Origin of the sequence: Streptacidiphilus sp. MAP12-20, assembly GCF_041262525.1 — a bacterium.
Lineage (GTDB): Bacteria > Actinomycetota > Actinomycetes > Streptomycetales > Streptomycetaceae > Streptacidiphilus.
On record NZ_JBGCCK010000001.1, the window covers coordinates 236,057 to 254,854 of the forward strand.

Annotated in this window: 16 protein-coding genes; 12 read left to right on the forward strand and 4 right to left on the reverse strand. The window is 71.4% G+C overall.

The window, feature by feature from the left end:
- Positions 1–112 precede the first annotated feature (112 nt).
- From ABIA32_RS01060 to ABIA32_RS01115, 12 genes are all read left to right on the forward strand, one after another.
- Positions 113–1,699: an MFS transporter gene (locus tag ABIA32_RS01060; RefSeq protein WP_370091727.1), complete on the forward strand. Its 1,587-nt coding sequence runs from the start codon at positions 113–115 to the stop codon at positions 1,697–1,699.
- Positions 1,700–1,807: 108 nt separating this feature from the next.
- Positions 1,808–2,317 (forward strand): hypothetical protein, encoded by a 510-nt coding sequence (locus ABIA32_RS01065; protein WP_370091728.1) that lies wholly within the window; start codon positions 1,808–1,810, stop codon positions 2,315–2,317.
- 11 nt (positions 2,318–2,328) lie between these two features.
- Complete coding sequence (locus tag ABIA32_RS01070; protein WP_370091729.1) at positions 2,329–4,707, forward strand: bifunctional polysaccharide deacetylase/glycosyltransferase family 2 protein; 2,379 nt, start codon at positions 2,329–2,331, stop codon at positions 4,705–4,707.
- A gap of 69 nt (positions 4,708–4,776) precedes the next feature.
- The gene (locus ABIA32_RS01075; protein WP_370091730.1) at positions 4,777–5,664 is read left to right on the forward strand and encodes an LLM class flavin-dependent oxidoreductase; all 888 of its coding nucleotides are present in this window, start codon (positions 4,777–4,779) and stop codon (positions 5,662–5,664) included.
- A 198-nt stretch (positions 5,665–5,862) separates the two neighbouring features.
- Positions 5,863–6,741: a hypothetical protein gene (locus ABIA32_RS01080; RefSeq protein ID WP_370091731.1), complete on the forward strand. Its 879-nt coding sequence runs from the start codon at positions 5,863–5,865 to the stop codon at positions 6,739–6,741.
- A 27-nt stretch (positions 6,742–6,768) separates the two neighbouring features.
- Positions 6,769–7,632, forward strand: coding sequence for a hypothetical protein (locus ABIA32_RS01085; RefSeq protein ID WP_370091732.1), 864 nt, complete (start codon positions 6,769–6,771; stop codon positions 7,630–7,632).
- The gene (locus tag ABIA32_RS01090) at positions 7,629–8,429 is read left to right on the forward strand and encodes a hypothetical protein (RefSeq protein ID WP_370091733.1); all 801 of its coding nucleotides are present in this window, start codon (positions 7,629–7,631) and stop codon (positions 8,427–8,429) included. The genes ABIA32_RS01085 and ABIA32_RS01090 overlap by 4 nt, the downstream gene beginning before the upstream one ends.
- Before the next feature lie 269 nt (positions 8,430–8,698).
- Positions 8,699–10,012, forward strand: coding sequence for a hypothetical protein (locus tag ABIA32_RS01095; RefSeq protein WP_370091734.1), 1,314 nt, complete (start codon positions 8,699–8,701; stop codon positions 10,010–10,012).
- Between the two features lie 117 nt (positions 10,013–10,129).
- Positions 10,130–11,083 (forward strand): ABC transporter ATP-binding protein, encoded by a 954-nt coding sequence (locus ABIA32_RS01100; RefSeq protein WP_370091735.1) that lies wholly within the window; start codon positions 10,130–10,132, stop codon positions 11,081–11,083.
- Positions 11,076–11,978, forward strand: a complete 903-nt coding sequence (locus ABIA32_RS01105) for an ABC transporter permease (protein WP_370091736.1) — start codon at positions 11,076–11,078, stop codon at positions 11,976–11,978. Before ABIA32_RS01100 ends, ABIA32_RS01105 begins: the two co-directional genes overlap by 8 nt.
- 12 nt (positions 11,979–11,990) lie before the next feature.
- Positions 11,991–12,911 carry an ABC transporter ATP-binding protein gene (locus tag ABIA32_RS01110; protein ID WP_370091737.1) on the forward strand — a complete coding sequence of 307 codons (921 nt, stop codon included), beginning with the start codon at positions 11,991–11,993 and terminating at the stop codon, positions 12,909–12,911.
- Between the two features lie 17 nt (positions 12,912–12,928).
- Positions 12,929–13,648 (forward strand): ABC transporter permease, encoded by a 720-nt coding sequence (locus tag ABIA32_RS01115; RefSeq protein ID WP_370091977.1) that lies wholly within the window; start codon positions 12,929–12,931, stop codon positions 13,646–13,648.
- A gap of 82 nt (positions 13,649–13,730) precedes the next feature.
- On the opposite strand, the gene ABIA32_RS01120 is transcribed toward ABIA32_RS01115, so the two are convergent.
- The 4 genes from ABIA32_RS01120 to serS form a co-directional block, all read right to left on the reverse strand.
- Entirely contained in the window at positions 13,731–15,017 is a 1,287-nt protein-coding gene (locus tag ABIA32_RS01120) for a serpin family protein (RefSeq protein WP_370091738.1), read from the reverse strand.
- A 37-nt stretch (positions 15,018–15,054) separates the two neighbouring features.
- Entirely contained in the window at positions 15,055–16,296 is a 1,242-nt protein-coding gene (locus ABIA32_RS01125; protein ID WP_370091739.1) for a CynX/NimT family MFS transporter, read from the reverse strand.
- A 240-nt stretch (positions 16,297–16,536) separates the two neighbouring features.
- Positions 16,537–17,355, reverse strand: coding sequence for an HAD family hydrolase (locus ABIA32_RS01130; protein WP_370091740.1), 819 nt, complete (start codon positions 17,353–17,355; stop codon positions 16,537–16,539).
- 17 nt (positions 17,356–17,372) lie between these two features.
- On the reverse strand, positions 17,373–18,650 hold the full coding sequence (serS, locus tag ABIA32_RS01135; protein WP_370091741.1) for a serine--tRNA ligase: 1,278 nt from the start codon (positions 18,648–18,650) through the stop codon (positions 17,373–17,375).
- Between the last annotated feature and the right edge of the window lie 148 nt (positions 18,651–18,798).

Below are 18,798 nucleotides of genomic sequence, written 5' to 3' on the forward strand. Positions count from 1 at the left end.
GCAGTTCCCCGCGCCCCTGGACAGTGCAAGTTCCCCGTCTGCCAAAAGAGCGGTGCGCAGGTGGTCAGCCAACGGTCAGTGGGTGGTCAGGACTGCGGTCGAAGCTCGGTGCATGACCTCCGCCGAGCACCTCTCCGCAGCCCGCAAGTGGGGCACCCTCGCCATCTGCTGTGTCGCGTCCCTCGTTCTCGGGATCGACAACACCGTCGTGAACCTCGCGTTCCCGCACCTCGTGCACGACATGCACCCCTCCGCCACGCAGCTGCTCTGGATCGCCGACGCCTACGGCTTCGCCCTCGGCGGGCTCGTCATCGTCATGGGCAACCTCGGTGACCGGTTCGGTCGCAAGCGGCTGCTGTTGCTCGGCGGGGTCGCCTTCGCCGTCGCGTCCGCGCTCACCGCGGAGGCGCCGAGTGCCGGCACGTTGATCGCGGCTCGCGCCCTGCAGGGCATCGCCGCGGCGACGATCATGCCGTCGACCCTCTCCCTCGTGCGGAACGCCTTCAGCGACCCGAAGGAGCGCACCATGGCCATGGGCATCTCCGGGGGCGTCGCCGCAGGCGGCTTCGCGCTGGGGCCGGTGGTCGGTGGGCCGTTGCTGGACCACTTCTGGTGGGGGTCGGTGTTCCTGATCAACATTCCCGTCATGGCGCTGGTGATCGGCTTCGGCTCGGCCCTGCTCGTGGAGTCGCGCAACCCCCACCCCGGTCGGATCGACTGGCTCAGCGTCCCGCTCTCCGCGCTCGGCGTCGTCGGCGTCATCTACGGCCTGAAGACCGCCGCCCGTGACGGTCTCGGCCAGCCCGCCGTCTGGATCGCGGCGGGTCTCGGCGCCGCCCTGCTCGCCGCCTTCGTCGTCCGGCAGCGCCGGACCGCGAATCCCCTCGTCGACATCGCCCTGCTCCGCGACCGTGGCTTCTCCGGCGCCATCAGCGCCAACACCCTCAGCATCTTCGCTCTCGCCGCGCAGTCGCTCGCCGCCTCGCTCTACTTCCAGGACGTCCGCGGCTACTCGCCGATGGGCACGGGCTTCGCGCTGCTGCTCGGTCCGCTGGGGGCGATGGTCACCGGGCCGCTCTGCCCGGTCGCGGTGAAGGGGCTCGGGCGGGCGAAGGCGGTCGGGATCGGGCTGGTGCTGATGGCCGCGTCCTGCTTCGGCTACCTGCTGGTCGGCGTCGACAGCGACTACTGGGTGATGGGCGGGGTCATGTTCATCTCCGGCCTCGGGATCGGGCTGGTCTTCGGGATCTCGAGCGACACCATGCTCGCCAGCACACCCAAGGAGCGGGCCGGCGCGGCCAGCGCGGTCGAGTCGACCGGCACGGAGCTGGGTGGCGCGCTCGGGATCGCGGTGCTGGGCAGCCTGCTGACCGCCGTCTACCGGCACCGGCTTCAGCTCCCCGCCGGGCTGCCCGCGCAGGCCGCGGCCACGGCGCACGAGTCGGTCGGCGGCGCTGTCTCCGTCGTACCCGGACTGCCGGGGCAGCTGGGTCACGTGCTGACGGTCGGCGCGCAGCAGGCCTTCGTGGACGGGTTCCACGCGATCGTCCTGGCCGGCGGCACGGTGCTGCTGCTCGGCGCCGGTCTGGTGGTCCGCAGGCTGCGCGGCGTCCCCGCCGTCATCGAGGACGCTGCCGCGATCGGGGACGCGGGCGAGGTCGAGCAGCGTGCGACGCCGGCCCCGGTCCCGCTTGGCTGAACGCGGTGCGACGGGCCCGTTACCCCCCAGTTGGGGGGTAACGGGCGGATCTCGTATCGCTGTCCCGGCGTGGTCAAACCTTCCAAGCGGCGCTAAGGTCCGGTGCTTGTGCAGAGAACTACGACCGAGCTCGAGGACGCGGGCCAGGGGGCGATCACACCCCCCGATCGGCGGGTACCTGCCCGGCCGGTCTTCGTCGACGCGAGCGGACGCCGCCAGCGGCGGGTGCGCCGCCTCGGCCGGGTCCTGGTGGTGCCCGCGGTGGCCTACGTTGCCCTGCTGATCAGCACCCTCCTCGGCGGACCCACCATCAACAGCCCCTATCTGCCGCTGCCGGCCGCGCCGCAGCCGTCCCACGCGCCGGTCGCCGCGCCCACCGGTAAGGCCGGCCCGGGGAAGGGCACCCACGCAGGACCCGGCCACACCGGCATAGGCACCGCAGGCACGACCGCCGGAACCGGCACGGGGACCGGAACGCAGCCCACGCCCGGCACCTCGGCCGTCAGCACCGCCCCCGGACCATCGGGCGCGCCCTCCGCGGTCATCACGCACGGGCACAGCACCCACACCGCGCCCCCGCCCGGCTCGACCCACGTGCACCCCACCAAGAAGGCCTGAGCGTACGCACCATGAGTTCCGCGCCCCGCCCCCGCCTGTCCTCCAGTTCCACCAACCGCCGACCCGGGCGCGGCCGCCGCGGAGCCGTCCGAGAGGTGCCGCTGCGCACGCACTGGCTGCTGCTCGGCACGCTCGTCGTCACGCTGACCCTCGCGCTGCTGATCGAGGGCTACACCCAGCACATGTTCGGCAGCACGCCCGACGGCGCGGGGCTCGTCCAGGGCCCGTCCGGCCAGGTCCCGAGCGCGATCACCGACGGCGGCCCGGTGATCTCGGCCGCCCCGGCCACGGGCACGAACGCCACCGCCGCGCCGCGCACGACCCGGCCGCACCCCGGCACCATCGCATTGACCTTCGACGACGGCCCCGACCCCAAGTGGACCCCGCAGATCCTCGCGGTGCTGCGCAAGCACAACGTGCACGCCACCTTCTTCGTCATCGGCGAGAACGTCACCGCCAACCCGGACGTCACCCGCCAGATCGTCGCCGACGGCAACGAGCTCGGCGTGCACACCTTCACCCACCCCAACCTCGGCCTGATCCCCGCCTGGCAGCGCACGCTGCAACTGCGCGAGGCGCAACTCGCCATCGCCGGGGCCACCGGGCAGACCACCACGCTGGTGCGCCCGCCCTACTCGGCCGGCAGCGACTCGGTCGACGACGCCGACTGGGCCGCCATCCAGCAGGCCGCGCACGAGGGCTACCTGACCGTCCTCACGACCCAGGACACCGAGGACTGGCAGCGCCCCGGCGTCGCGAAGATCGTCGCCAACGGCTCGATCCACGGCCGCACCGGCCAGGTGGTGCTGATGCACGACGCGGGCGGTGACCGTTCGCAGTCCGTGGTCGCGCTCGACCAGCTGCTGACGCAGTACCAGCAGCAGGGCCTCGTCGTCGGCACGGTCAGCGCGACCACCGGACTGGCCGCCCCGATGCAGCCGGCCGCCGCGAGCGACCACTGGCTCGGCGTCGCGCTCATCTGGGCGCTGCTGCTCAGTCACTGGCTGCTGACCGTCATCGGCTGGCTCATGTACGCGGCGGGCGGACTCAGCGTGCTGCGCGCCGTGGTCAGCGTCTTCGCCGCGCGGCGGCACAAGAAGTGGACGCAGTACGCCTGGGGCGACCCGGTCACCGAGCCGGCCACGGTCATCGTGCCCGCCTACAACGAGAGCGCGGGCATCGAGGCGGCGGTCCGCTCGCTGGTCGCCTCCGACCACCCGGTCGAGATCATCGTGGTGGACGACGGCTCCAGCGACGGCACCGCCGACCTGGTCGAATCGCTCGGCCTGCCGGGCGTCCGGGTCATCCGGCAGCAGAACGCGGGCAAACCGGCCGCGCTCAACACCGGCATCGCGGCGGCCTCCTTCGACCTGCTGGTGATGGTCGACGGCGACACCGTCTTCGAGCCCGACGCGGTGCGCAAGCTGATCCAGCCCTTCGCGGACCCGGCCATCGGCGCGGTCTCCGGAAACGCCAAGGTCGTCAACCGCGGCGGTCTGCTGGGACGTTGGCAGCACATCGAGTACGTGGTCGGCTTCAACCTGGACCGGCGCCTCTTCGACCTGGCCGAATGCATGCCGACTGTCCCCGGCGCGGTCGGCGGCTTCCGCCGCGAGGCGCTGCAGCGCGTCGGCGGCGTCTCCGACGCGACGCTGGCGGAGGACACCGACCTCACCATGGCGCTGTGCCGGGACGGTTGGCGCGTGGTCTACGAGGAGCAGGCCGTCGCCTGGACCGAGGCCCCGGCCTCGCTCGGCGCCTTGTGGCGGCAGCGCTACCGCTGGTGCTACGGCACGATGCAGGCGATGTGGAAGCACCGCGGCGCCCTGCTCCAAGGCGGCGCGGCGGGCAAGCTGGGCCGTCGCGGTCTCGGCTACCTGCTGCTCTTCCAGGTGCTGCTGCCGCTGCTCGCGCCGGTGGTGGACATCTTCGCGCTCTACGGCCTGGTCTTCCTCAACCCCTGGCACGTGCTCGGCCTGTGGTGCGGTTTCCTGCTGCTCCAGCTGCTGATGGGCCTGTACGCGTTCCGTCTGGACGGGGAGAGCCCCAAACCGTTGTGGAGCCTGCCGCTCCAGCAGTTCGTCTACCGGCAGCTGATGTACCTGGTGGTGATCCAGTCCGCCATCACGGCGGTGGCCGGCGTCCGACTGCGCTGGCAGCGGATGGAACGCTACGGCTCCCTCCAGGCCCCGGGGGCCCCGGTGGCCACCTTCACCCACCCGGGGGCGACCGGGTCCCTGACGAACATCCCGATCCCCGGCCGGCACCTGCCGGAGCCGTCGGCGCTGGCCGACGCCTGGGTCTCCGAGGCCTACTCCGCCGACCACACCGGCTACGGCTACGAGCAGCCCAACTACCCGTACACCGAGTTCGACTACCGGGAGCGGTGAGGCGCGGCGGCCAGCCCGTTCGGCGGTCGAGGTGGGCCAGGGCAGTGCCGGCTCACGTAGGGTCGAGGCATGCGTCTGAGCACGGTGATCCTCCCCATCCACCGGTGGAGTGAGGGACAGAAGATCTGGCGAAGGGCCGAGGACCTCGGCTTCCACGCCGCGTACACCTACGACCACCTCTCCTGGCGGTCGTTCCGGGACGAGCCCTGGTTCGGTGCTGTCCCGACGCTGACAGCCGCGGCGACCGCCACCGAGCGGCTGCGGCTCGGAACCCTCGTCACCTCGCCCAACTTCCGGCACCCGGTCACCCTGGCCAAGGAGCTGATGACGCTCGACGACATCTCGGGCGGCCGGGTCACCGTCGGCATCGGGGTGGGCGGGGTCGGCTTCGACGCGACTGCGATGGGGCAGGTGCCGTGGACGCCGCGGGAGCGGGCGGACCGGTTCGACGAGTTCCTGCCGTTGCTGGACCGGCTGCTGACGCAGGACACCACCACCGAGACGGGACGCTTCTACTCGGCCGTCGAGGCCCGCAACATCCCCGGCTGTGTGCAGCAGCCGCGCGTGCCGTTCTACGTCGCCGCCACCGGACCGCGCGGGCTCAAGCTCGCGGCGAAGTACGGCCAGGGCTGGGTCACCTACGGCGACCCGCGTGGTCCGGCGGACGTTCCCGTGGAGCAGGCCCCGGCCGTGATCGCGGGCCAGCTGGCCAAGCTCCGCGCCGCGTGCGAGGCACAGGGCAGGGACGTCGCGACGATCGACACGATGCTGCTCCAGGGCTCCACCGCCGAGCGGCCACTCGCGTCCGTCGACGCCTTCGTCGACTGGGCCGGCACGTATCGGGAGCTGGGCATCGACGAGCTCGTCGTCCACTGGCCGGTCCCCGACTCGATCTTCGAGAACGACCTCGCCGTCTTCGAGCGGATCGCCACGGAGGGCCTGGCCCAGCTCGGCTAGTGGGGTGGTTTTTGGGGACTTTTCCTGCAATCCCGACGGCAGCCGAGGAAGGTTGCCGGAATGTAACCAGGAATCAGGTCTCGATCACATAAAGAACTTGGGCGTTCCCTGTGCGTCGCGGCATACTCGCAGCTCGCAAGGCTTATGGCGGTCCGTCGGACGTCGAATGGCCACACATCGTTCTGTGGGGGAATTGTCGTGGATCCCGAAAGCACGGGGGCGCCCACGGGCGAGCCGGGGCAGTCGTTGCCGCCGGCCGGCTATCCGGCGCTTCCCCCGCCGCCGGTGCCGTACGGACAGCAACCGCCGACCCCGGCGATGGGCGGCGGGCGGCGGCGCGGCGGGTACGTCGCGCTCGCGGTGGCCGGGTGGCTGGTGCTCGCGGCGGGCACGGCGGGTGCCGTCGTCGCCGTCGGCGGCAGTGGGCCGACGCACACCACCGCGCTGGGCCCCGGCCCCAGTTCGAGCGCGGCGCCGAGCGGCAAGGCGAGTGCGACCCCCACCGCGACGCCGTCCCCCGCGCCCACCACGCAGGCCCCCGCGCCGAGCCCCACCTCCACGGTCAAGGGCAGCGTCAGCGGGAACAGCCACAGTGGTGACCTGCGCTTCTTCCTGCTGCCCGTCCCCGACGGCGCCCAGGTGTTCGGCGACGTCAACGGGAACTCGGAGTCCCTCGGCGACATCGCCAAGTCCATGAACAACCCGTCGACCAGTCGCCGGATCCTCAACGACTTCGGCTGCAAGGGCGGCGCGTACCGCTCCTACCGGACCAATGACGGCGCGTGGACCGTCAACGTCCAACTGATCCAGTTCGACGGCACCACGCACGCTTCCGACTGGGTGTCCGGGCTGAGCTTCGCGCACGGCAACACCTTCGACATCGCCGGGGTCTCGCAGGCCAAGGGCCAGTCCATCGACCCGAGCAGCTCCAACGGCAACCAGGGCGTCGTGATCGGTATCTCGCACGACGGCGACGTGGAGTACGAGATCGACATTTCCGGCCCCGGCACCCCGAGCCGCGCCCTGCTGACCCAGCTGATGCAGCGCCAGGAACAGCGCCTCAGCAACGGCAGCTGAGCTCCGACGCATCGTCCAGGAGAAGATGTGACACCTCCCGTGCCCGAGCAGTCGGCGCCGTCCAACGAGCCGGTACCGCCCGTCCAGTGGCCCACCGCCCCGGCAGGCGTGCCTGTACCCGGAGCCGACGTGCTCGCCGGTGGTCCGCCGGTGGCGGCTGAAGCGCCGCCGAAGGTGCGTCGCCGCTGGTCCCGCAAGCGCACCGCGCTGCTGATCACCGTCGCGGTGGTGCTCGGCGCCGCCGGCGGCGGAGGCGTCGGCTACGCGATCCAGGCGCAGCGCCCGCCCACGCCGCTGCCGCCCCTCGCGGGCGACGCGCTGCACTACCCGAGCGGCCGGGCCGCCGTGCCCGCGCTGTCGGCGGAGCAGGACGACGCCGCGCGCACCGACGGCGACCTGACGCGGTTGCTGCTCTCCGCCCCGGCCGGGAGCAAGCCGTCCAACGCCACCCTCGTCCCGGACGGGTACATCTCGCTGGGCGACTACTCGCGCGACTTCAAGAGCCCCGCGGCCGAGTTCCGCTGGATGCTCGCCCACGGCTTCCGCCGCGCCGTCCAGGTGAGTTGGAACCAGGGCAACCGGGACGTCGTGATCGAGCTGGTGCAGTTCCAGAAGGCCAACGAGGCCGACGTCAAGTCCGACCTCCAGGACCTGCAGAGTTACGCGGGGAAGGAGTGCGGTTCGGACCCGGTCCCCGTCCCCGACACCGGCGACAGCAAGGTCTACCCCGGCAACGTCTCGCACAGCTACAGCGACGGCAGCACCTACCACTACGGCTGCGGCTACGCGCGGCACGGCGACATCCTGGTCGACGTCCATGTCTACGACCAGGGTCAGGTCGCCGCCCAGGACGTCATGTCCATCATCCAGAACCAGATGGAGCGCCTGTGAGCACCGAGGCACACACCCCGGAGGCGACGCCGGCGCCCGTACCAGGCTCCGCGCCCGCGTCCGCGCCCCGGACGCGCGGACGGTTCGTGGCGCTCGCCGCGGCCTTCGTGCTCTCCGCGCTCGCCGTGGGGGGTGGAACCGGGGCGCTGATTCTCGCCAACCGGACCACCAGCACCCCCGCCAAGCCGGTGGCGCAGAAGCCGTACCTCGCGCCCGCCTTCGGCGTGCGCCCGGACGGCAGCCACTTCGGCCCCCTGGACGAGCTGCTGCTGCCGGTTCCGGCCACCGACGCGCCCGGTGCGGACGAGACGTCTCTCGGCAACTTCACGGTGCTGACGCCGAGTCAGTACTCGACGGCGTTTCTGGAGGAGTACCGCTTCCTCGACGCCGGCAAGCGGGGCGACCTGCAGAACCGGCTGGGCCTGAGCGCTCTCCAGGGCTACGCCGTCGCCGGCTACGCCGACGGTGACAACGGCCTGGCGATCCGGGTCACGCTGATGCAGGAGACCCCGGCCCACCGCGACTCGGCTGCGGCGGCGCTGCGGACCCTGACCGGCCTGACCAGCGGCTACCGCACGGGCCCGAACGTCTCGGGCTACCCGCACGCCCACTGCTACTTCCCGCCGAACCCCTTCGGCTCGTCCTCCTCGCTCGACCGGCTCCGCTGCGAGGACGTGGAGGGCGACCTGCTGATCACCATGCAGGTCGACGGCGTCAGCCCGATCGCCGAGTCGGCGGCGACGGACTTCTTCCGGCAGCAACTGACCCGACTCGCGACTCCGGCGGCCCAGGTATGACGACTTCTGCTTCTGACACGCCCCAGCCCGAGCCTGTCACCGACGCGCTGCCTGCTGACGTGGTGCCTGCTGACGCGGTGCCGGTCGACGCTGCACCTGTCGAGGCGGTTCCCGCCGACGCGGTACCGACGGATGCCCTGCCGGCTGACGCCGAGCCGACTGCCGCTGAGCCGATTGCCGCCGTACCCGCTGACGCGGTCCCGGCCGCCGCCCCGGCAGACGTTGCCGGTGAGGCTCCGGCTGAGCCCGAATTTGAGCCGACGGATGCCGTGCCCGCTGACGCTGTACCGGCAGCTGTCGCCGCGGAGGCTCCGGCCGCGGCGGACGCCGTCGAGGCGGCCCGGGCCGAGCCCGAATCCGAGCCGACTGCCGTGGTGCCGACGGACGCCGTACCCGCTGACGCGGTACCTGCCGCTGCCCCGGCAGACGTTGCCGCTGAGGCTCCGGCCGAGCCCGAATCCGAGCCTGCCAGGGTGGCCGCCGGGTCCGAGGGCGAGTCGGCCGGGGCGGGTGACTCCGCGACGGTGTTCCTCGCGAAGGTCCCCGCGCAGGAGTCCGCAGTCGCGGCCGCTGTTCCGGCCACAGGCCAGGACCCGCGCGTCCAGTTGATGACCGAGCAGCCTGACGCGCCGGAGCAGCCCGCCGCTCCCGCCGCGCCGACCGTGCCCGCGCAGGCGTGGCCGCCGCCCGCGCCCGTGCCGCCGCACCCCTACGTCCCGACTGCCGCGGGCGTGCCCGGGCCGCCGCCGCCCGGGTATGGGCAGCCCTACCCCGCGCAGCCGGGCGCGCAGCCGATGGCCGGTGGCGGGGTGTGGGCCCTGCCCGCCGCGTACGCGCCGAAGCAGCGCAAGCCGCGGCCGTGGCTCAGGACCGTCGGGCGCTGGACGACGGCGGCCGCCGTGGCGGTGGCCGTCGGTGTCGGTGGTGCTGTGCTGGTCACCCAGCCCGCGCGTACCGACATCCCGGGGTTGAAGACGCCGGCGGACGGCCGCTACACCTTCCCCGCGCTGAGCCTGCCGACGCTGCCGCCCGCTCCGGGAGGACTCCCCGCTCCGGACACCGGCGTCCACCAGGTCGACCTGCGGGGGCTGCTCCTGCCCGACCCCGTCGGCGCCAAGGCCGATGCCGCGCTGCCGGGCCGGGGCGGCTGGTTCCCCGCCAAGTCCTTCCTCGACCTGCTCGCCAACCCCGGCGTGCTGAAGTCCACCTTCAGCGACGTCGGCCTGCGCCACATCGCCGCGACGGGATGGACCATGCCCGACGGCACGCACACCCAGATCTACCTCCAGCAGTTCCGCTCGCCGACCGGCACGGGCACGGTTGACAGCGTCGAGGGCAGCCTGGGTGATCTGGTCGCCGCCCCCCATGCGCAGTCCGACCCCAGCGTGAACCTGCTCAGCACCCTCGTCGGGCCGAGTGTCCACCTGGCCCCCGCGCAGGGCGGGAACCCCTCCGTCAGGTACGGCTACTTCGAGTCCGGCGACACCGAGGTGCTCGTGGTCATGAGCAACCCCAAGGAGGTGCCGACCATCGACTTCGAGCAGGTCGTCGACCTCCAGGTGCGCCTGCTCACCGCGTCCTGAGTCGCGGCGCGGGGGCGTCCCCTAGGGGATGGACCCCCGCGCGTACACCCCAGGGCTAGGGGAAAGTCAGCCGTGGACCTGATGTGAGCGTCCACACAGCGTGGATAGTCTCATCCTGTGTCTGTCATCACTACGGACAACCTCACCAAGAGGTTCCCTCGGGTCACCGCTCTGGACCACCTCACCGTCGAGGTGCAGCCCGGAGTGGTCGGTCTGGTCGGAGCGAACGGCGCAGGTAAGTCCACACTCATCAAGATTCTGCTGGGCCTCGCCCCGGCCACCGAAGGCACCGCGCGGGTGCTCGGCCTCGACGTCGCCACCGAGGGCGGTGCGATCCGCGAGCGCGTCGGCTACATGCCGGAGCACGACTGCCTGCCGCCGGACGTCTCCGCCACGGAGTTCGTCGTCCACATGGCCAGGATGTCCGGTCTCCCGGCCACGGCCGCGCGCGAGCGCACCGCCGACATCCTGCGCCACGTCGGGTTGTACGAGGAGCGCTACCGCCCCATCGGGACGTACTCGACGGGCATGAAGCAGCGCGTCAAGCTCGCCCAGGCGCTGGTCCACGACCCGCAGCTGGTGCTGCTCGACGAGCCCACCAACGGCCTCGATCCGGTCGGCCGCGACGACATGCTCGACCTGATCCGTCGGGTCCACAGCGAGTTCGGCATCTCCGTCCTGGTCACCTCGCATCTGCTCGGCGAGCTGGAGCGCACCTGCGACCACGTCGTCGTCATCGACGGCGGCGCGCTGCTGCGCAGCTCCTCCACGGCCGACATGACGGCGGCCACCGCGCTGCTCGCCGTCGAGGTGACGGAGCGCCAGGGGGAGCCCGGCTTCGACGCCGACGCGGCCCTGCTCGGCAAGCTCACCGCGGCCGGGCTGACGGCCACCCTGGACGGCAGCCATCTCGTCCTGGTCGAGCTGACCGGGGAGGACGTCTACGACGTGATCCGTGACGCCGTCGCGGAGCTGGGCGTCGGCCTGGTCCGGCTGGAGCAGCGCCGCCACCACATCTCCGAGGTGTTCACCGACGCCGCCGCCACCGCCGAGGAGGCTGTCCATGTCTGACACGCTCAGCGGCAACGCGGGCAACGGCCGCGCCGACGTCATCCACGACATCGGCTACCGCCACTACGAGGGCCCACGCCTGGGCGCCGGCTATGCGACGCGTTCGCTCTACACGGCCAGCCTGCGCGGGGCCTTCGGGCTCGGCCGCTCCGGCAAGTCGAAGATCCTGCCCATGGCGATGGCCGTGATCATGATCGTGCCCGCAGTGATCATGGTGGCGGTCTCGGTCTACCTCAAGTCCGGCAAGCTGCCGATCGAGTACGTGCACTACCTGACGATCATGCAGTTCGTGATCGCCGTCTTCACCGCCGCCCAGGCGCCCGTGCTGCTCTCGCGCGACCTGCGCTTCATGACGGTGCCGCTCTACTTCTCCCGCCCGCTGCGCTCCTCCGACTACGTGCGGGCCAAGTTCGCGGCGATGGTCACGGCCGTCTTCATCCTGACCCTGCTGCCGATGCTGATCATGTGGATCGGCTCGATGCTCGGCTCGATGCCCTTCGGTTACAACATCCAGCACTTCAGCTACAGCGTGGTCGCCGCCGCGTTCTACGCCTTGGTCTACGCCGGGATCGGTCTCGCGGTCGCCTCGCTGACGCCGCGCCGCGGCTTCGGCGTCGCCGCGATCATCGCGATCTTCATGGTGTCCGAGGGCGTCGCCGGGGTGATCTTCCAGGTGATCCGCCACCAGGGGCACGACGCCGCCGCCCACTGGGTGGCCATGCTCAACCCCGGCCTCCTGATCGACTCCACGGTCGGCTGGCTCTTCGGGGTGACGCCGGATCACGGCCCGGTGGGTGTGCCCAGCACGCTCGGCGGTTTCGTCTTCCTCGCCGAGATCGCCCTGATCGTCGTCGGCACCTTCGCCCTGCTCGTCCGTCGCTACCGGAAGATCTGAGGAGGCAGCACCATGACCACCATCAGCATCGACCGGGCGTCCCGCTGGTTCGGCAACGTCGTCGCGGTCAACGACGTCTCGATGACGATCGCGCCGGGTGTCACCGGCCTGCTCGGCCCCAACGGCGCGGGCAAGTCCACTCTGATCCACATGATGAGCGGCTTCCTGCCGCCCTCCTCCGGCAGCGTAGTCCTGGACGGCGTGCCGATCTGGAAGAACCAGCAGGCCTACCGTCAGATCGGGCTCGTCCCCGAGCGCGAGGCCATGTACGACTTCCTCACCGGCTGGGAGTTCGTCCTCGCCAACGCCGAGCTGCACGGCCTGTCCGATCCTGGCGAGGCGGCGAAGCGCGCGCTGGCCACGGTCGAGATGGAGTACGCGCAGGACCGCCAGGTCTCCACCTACAGCAAGGGCATGAAGCAGCGCGTCAAGATGGCCTCGGCCCTGGTCCACGACCCGGCCGTGCTGCTGCTCGACGAGCCCTTCAACGGCATGGACCCGCGCCAGCGGATGCACCTGATGGAGCTGCTGCGCCGGTTCGGCGCGGAGGGCCGGACGGTGCTCTTCTCCTCGCACATTCTGGAGGAGGTCGAGCAGCTCGCCCGCCACATCGAGGTGGTCGTCGCGGGTCGCCACGCCGCCTCGGGAGACTTCCGCAAGATCCGCCGCCTGATGACGGACCGCCCGCACCGCTACACGGTCCGCTCCAGCGACGACCGCGCGCTCGCGGCCGCGCTGATCGCGGACGGCTCCACGGCCGGGATCGAGCTGGACTACAAGGAGCGGGCGCTGCAGATCCAGGCGATCGACTTCTACCGCTTCACCGAGCTGGTGCCGCGCGTCGCCAAGGAGGCAGGCATCCGCCTGCTGACCGTCTCCCCGGCGGACGAGTCGTTGGAGAGCGTCTTCTCCTACCTCGTCGCCGCCAAGTAACGGAAGGCCGAGACCTCATCATGAACGTCACAGTCGCCCGGCTGACCATGCGCGGCCTGCTCGGCCGCCGCCGGGGCCTGCTGCTGCTCGCGCTGCCCCTGCTGCTGATCGTGCTCTCCGTGGTGATCCGCGTCGTGGCCGGCCAGGACGAGAACACCGCCGCCGGGATCCTCGGCGGACTGGGGCTGGGCACGATGGTCCCGCTGGTCGGCCTGATCGCCGGCACGGGGGCCATCGGCCCGGAGATCGACGACGGCTCGATCATCTACCTGCTGGCCAAGCCGCAGCCGCGCTGGAAGATCATCGTCTCCAAGCTCGTCGTGGCGATCGGCTGCTCGGTGGTCTTCGCCGCGCTGCCGACGTACATCGCCGGCCTGATCCTCTTCGGCACCTTCGAGAACCTGACCCTCGGTTACACGATCGCGGCGCTGATCGCGGGCATCGCCTACAGTGCGCTGTTCCTGCTCTTCGGCGTGATCTCCCGGCACGCGGTGGTCTGGGGCCTGATGTACGCGCTGCTGTGGGAGACCATCGTCGGCACGTACGTGCCGGGCGCGCAGACCCTCAGCGTGCACCAGTGGGCGCTGTCGGTCGGCCAGAAGATCGCCGACCCCGGCGTCATCAGCTCCTCCGTGCACCTGCCGACGGCGATCCCGCTGCTGCTGGTCGCCACCGTCGGCGGCGCGTGGCTGGCCGCGGCCCGCCTGAGCAGGCTGACGCTGGCCGGCGAGGAGTAATTCCCTCGAATTCGGACCTGCCGCTCGAATTCGGAGCACATACCCGACGCCCAGGGGCACTTGTTGCCCCTGGGCGTTCGGTTCAACGCGGGTCGGTGACCCGGCCGAGGAAGAGCACGTGGCCGGTCGTCGTGTCCCGGATCAGGAACACGAACGGCCGGTCGAACGAGAGCGGGATGTACGCGGCCGACAACGTGACCATCACTCCGCTCGCGGCGGCCGCCGTGGTGCCCTGCTCGTCGACGTCCACCTTGATGCGCTGGACCACCGTGCTGACCTGCAGACCCCCGCTGCCGTCCGCCTGGATGCCGCTCAGGTCTGCAGCGGGACCGAACATCGTGCGCAGCCCCAGGCCCTCGAGCGGCTTCGTCAGCTCCTGCCCGTACGAGAAGTGGAACTTCGGCAGGCGAAGAGCGGCATGCCCCTGCCCGACCGAGGCCAGCGCCGCCGAGAGCTGCGCGGCCGTCGGCAGCTGGTTCGCGGGGTCTTTCGGCAGTAGCAGATCCATCGCCAGCCGCCCGCCCCGGTAGGGGAGTTCCGCCGTCTGCCAGTCCGGCGTGGCCCCGGTCGAGGCGGGCCATGATCCGCCCATGGTCGGCACCGACACGGTCTGTCCGTCGCCGAGGTGGAACGGTGCCTGCTGCGTCTCCTTCGAATCGAAGGCCCGGGCCCAATCCGCGTGCAGATAGAGAGCGTCGGTCAGCGCGAGCATGGTGTTGGATTGCACGGCGCTGGGATCGAACAGTTTCGGGATCATGCCGCGCGTCTCCTGCGAGACCCGCGCGTTGATCGCCGCGACCGCGGCGTCGGGGTTCTTGAAGTCCACCGTGTGCACGCCGGTGCCGAATGCTCCGGCGAGCGTCCGCAGGTAGGGGTTGCGCAGGCGGAAGCCGTTCTGAGCCCACAGGTCGTCGGCGAAGCTGAGCTGGTTCTGGTCCCCGGCGGCCTGCGCGACCTCCGCGCGGCGCAGCGCGCCGAGGGCGGCGGCGTAGCGGTCGCCGGTGAGCCGGGTGCCGAGCAGCGCGCGGATCTCGTCGGCGGTCGCGCCCCGGGCGCCGGGCAACAGCAGTGCCAGCACGCCCTCCAGGCTCGCGGGCGAGACCGCGACATTGCCCTTCTCGCCGAGCTGCCGCAGCAGGGCCAGTCCCAGCTCGGCGCTACCGTCGGCGGCGGACCGGGTGTCGGCCGCAGGCGCGGCCAGCACAGGCGCGTCCACCCGTACCAGTCCCGCCGCAGCCCCTGCCGGAGGTGCGTAGCCCTTCGGCGCACTGCTGCCGCACCCCGTCATCGCCAGCAGCGCGGCGGCTGTCACCAGCCCGAGCGCGCTCCCCCGCTTCTTCATCGTCATGGCGCTCTGACGCGCCGTCACCCGAACGGGTTCCCCGCCGTCAGCCGACTCAGCAGACTCAGCCGGCGAGCACGAGCCTGCGTCCCGCGCCGAGTCCGGCGGTCAGGCCGATCGCGCAGCAGCCCAGCAGGATCGCCAGCGGGAAGCCCCAACCGCCGGTGGCCTGGTGCAGCGCGCCGAAGCCGACCGGTCCGCAGGCCGCGATGAAGTAGCCCACCAGCTGCGACATCCCGGACAGCTGCGAGGCCACCTGCGCGGAGCCCGAGCGCAGCACGATCATCGCCATGGCGAGGCCGAAGCCGCCGCCCTGGGCGATCCCGACCAGCACGGCCCAGGCCCAGGCGCCGCCCGTCGGGGCGATCATCAGTCCGGCGACGCCGGTCGCCATCGCGGTGACCATCAGGCCCACCAGCGCGCGCTGGTGGGTGACCCGGCCGGCCAGCAGCGGGATCAGGAACGCCGCCGGGATCTGGACCAGCGAGCTGACCGCGAAGACGACGCCCGCCGTGCCGCGGTCCATGCCCTGGCTGGTGAGGATCGTCGGCAGCCAGGCGATCAGCGTGTAGGAGAGCAGCGACTGCATGCCCATGAAGACGGCGAGCTGCCAGGCCAGCGGGCGCTTCCACAGGCCGGGGAGCTTCGCCGCCGTCGCCTGAGCGGAGCCTGCGTGCGGGGTCTTCGACGCGGCGAGCTGTGGCAGCCAGGCCACGAAGGCGACGAGCGCGAGCACCGACCAGGAGGCCAGCGAGCCGGCCCAGCCGCGGAAGGCGTGCTCCAGCGGGACGCTCAGCGCGGCGGCGAGGGTCGCCCCGATGATCATCGAGGTGGTGTAGACGCCGGTCATCGCCGCCGCCCGCTCCGGGAAGTCCCGCTTGACCAGGCCCGGCATGGTGACGTTGAGCAACGCGATCGCCGCGCCCAGCACCATGCTGCCCGCGAACAGCTCACCGACGCCGGGCAGGACGCGGAGCAGCACGCCGGCGATCAGCAGGATCAGCGCCAGCGCGACGACGCGCTCCGCGCCGAAGCGGCGGTTCAGCCGGGCGCCGACGGGCGCGATCGCGCCCATCATCAGCACCGGGATCGTCGTGAGCAGCCCGCCCGCCGTGGCGGAGAGGCCGTAACCGGAGCTGACGTCGCCGAGCAGCGGCGAGACGGCGGAGACCGCCGCGCGCATGTTGAGCGAGACCAGCAGGATGCCGACCAGCGCGGTCGCCGGATGGGCGAGGACGCGGGTGAACCGGGAGACAGAAGGAGCAGAAGCATACGAAACGGGCGCGTCAAGGACGGGCCGGGTCATGGACCCGGGCATGGAGCTGGGCATGCGTGACTCTCAAGCGAAAGTGGTGAGCGAAAGGGAGAGGAGCCGACGGGCGCACGAGGGCGCGCGGTCTCAGCTCTCCGGTCGCTTGATGTTCGCGTCGATCAGCTCGGCCAGCAGGGCACGGCACGCTGCGTACAGCTGTGCTCCGCCCATGTCCGTTCCGTCCTTCTGATCAAGAATGTCCTGGTCTGCTCAGACCAGACTCCATGCTAGCAATCAGTGGAGCCCGAAAATTCTTTCGAGCACGACGGCCACGCCGTCCTCCTCGTTGCTGAGGGCGATCTCGTCGGCCACCGCCTTGAGCTCCGGGTGCGCGTTGGCCATCGCCACCGCGTGGCCGACCCAGCCCAACATCGGGATGTCGTTCGGCATGTCCCCGAAGGCGATGGTCCGGTCCTTCGTCGTGCCGAGCCGGGACGAGGCGAGCGCCAGGCCGGTCGCCTTGGAGAGCCCGAGCGGCAGCAGCTCGACGAAGCCCTGCCCGGCCAGCACCACGGTGACCAGACTCCCGGCCGCGTCGCTGACCGCCTCGGCAAGCTCGTCGTCGGTGAGCGTCGGGTGCTGGACGAGGACCCGGCTCAGCGGCTTGGCCCACAGCTCGGACATGTGCGCAACCGGCTCGGCCAGCTCCTCGCCCGCCGAGGGCATGTCGTAGTCCGCAGAGAAGAGGACGTCGCCCTCGAGACCGTCCTGGACCACGGCCACCGCCATCGGGCCGACCTGGGCCTCCGCCTTCGCCAGCGCGAGGCCGGCCACCTGCCGGTCGAGCGTGACCGAGGTGACCAGCCGGTGCGCGCCGGCGTCGTAGAGCTGCCCGCCCTGGCCGCAGACGGCGAGGCCGGTGTAGCCGATCGCGTCCAGTGTGGGCCGGGTCCAGGCCGCGGTCCGGCCGGTGACCACGATGTGCCGCGCCCCAGTGGCTTTCGCGGCCTCCAAGGTGCGCTGCGTGCGCGGCGAGACGGTGTGGTCGTCGCGCAGCAGCGTCCCGTCCAGGTCGGTCGCGATCAGGTCGAACGGCCGCGGGGCGGAGCTCACGTGGTGGAACCTGCTTCCTACTTGCTGACCGGTTCGAGCACCTCGCGACCGCCCAGGTAGGGGCGGAGCGCCTCCGGCACGACGACGGAGCCGTCGGCCAGCTGGTGCGTCTCCAGGATGGCGACGATGATCCGCGGAACCGCGCACAGCGTGCCGTTCAGCGTGGCGAGCGGCTTGTTCCCGTCCTCGCCCCGCATTCGGATGCCGAGTCGACGCGCCTGGAACTCACCGCAGTTGGAGGTCGAGGTGACCTCGCGGTACTTGCCCTGGGTGGGGATCCACGCCTCGATGTCGAACTTGCGCATCGCGGACGCGCCCAGGTCGCCCGAGGCCACGTCGATGACGCGGTAGGCGAGGCCCAGCTTGTCGAGGAACTCCTTCTCCCACTGGAGCAGGCGGCGGTGCTCCGCCTCCGCGTCCTCCGGAGCGGTGAAGGAGAACATCTCCACCTTGTCGAACTGGTGCACCCGGATGATGCCGCGGGTGTCCTTGCCGTAGGTGCCCGCCTCGCGGCGGAAGCAGGGCGAGAAGCCCGCGTACCGCAGCGGCAGCCGGTCCGCGTCGATGATCTCGTCCATGTGGTAGGCCGCGAGCGGGACCTCCGCCGTGCCGACCAGGTAGAAGTCGTCCGCCTCCAGGCGGAAGACGTTCTCGGCGGCCTGGCCCAGGAAGCCGGTGCCCTCCATCGCTTGGGGCTTGACCAGGGCGGGGGTGATCATCGGGATGAAGCCGGCCTCGGTGGCCTGCGCGATCGCCATGTTGACCAGGGCGAGCTCCAGCAGCGCGCCGACGCCGGTCAGGTAGTAGAAGCGCGAGCCGGAGACCTTGGCCGCCCGCTCCGTGTCGATGGCGCCGAGCAGCTTGCCCAACTCGACGTGGTCGCGCGGCTCGAAGCCCTCCGCGGCGAAGTCGCGCGGGGTGCCGATCTCCTCGATCGTGACGAAGTCCTCTTCGCCGCCGACCGGAGCCTCGGGGTCGAGCAGGTTGGCCAGCCGGCCCAGCAGGCTCTGCACCTCGGCCTCGAACTCGCCCTGCGCGGCGTTCGCGGCCTTCACCTCGGCGGCGAGCGCCTGGGTGCGGGTCAGCAGCTCGGCCTTCTCCTCGCCCTTGGCCTTGGCCACCAGCTTGCCCAGCTGGCGCTGTTCGTTGCGCAGTTCGTCGAAGCGGGAACTGGACGACCGGTGCCGCTCGTCGGCGGCGAGCAGGGCGTCGACGAGGGCGACGTCCTCTCCTCGGGCGCGCTGGGAGGCGCGCACACGGTCCGGGTCTACGCGAAGCAGGCGAAGGTCAATCACGAGTACGAGAGTACCGGGCCGGGGGCGCTGAACTCGCTCCCCTTTTGCGTGGTGACCTCGGACCCGGGCCGAAGGTCCTTTTCGTCACATGTTCGTCCCGAGCACACCCCAAGGCTGTGAGAACGGTAAGCGCAAGCCGTGTGGGCTG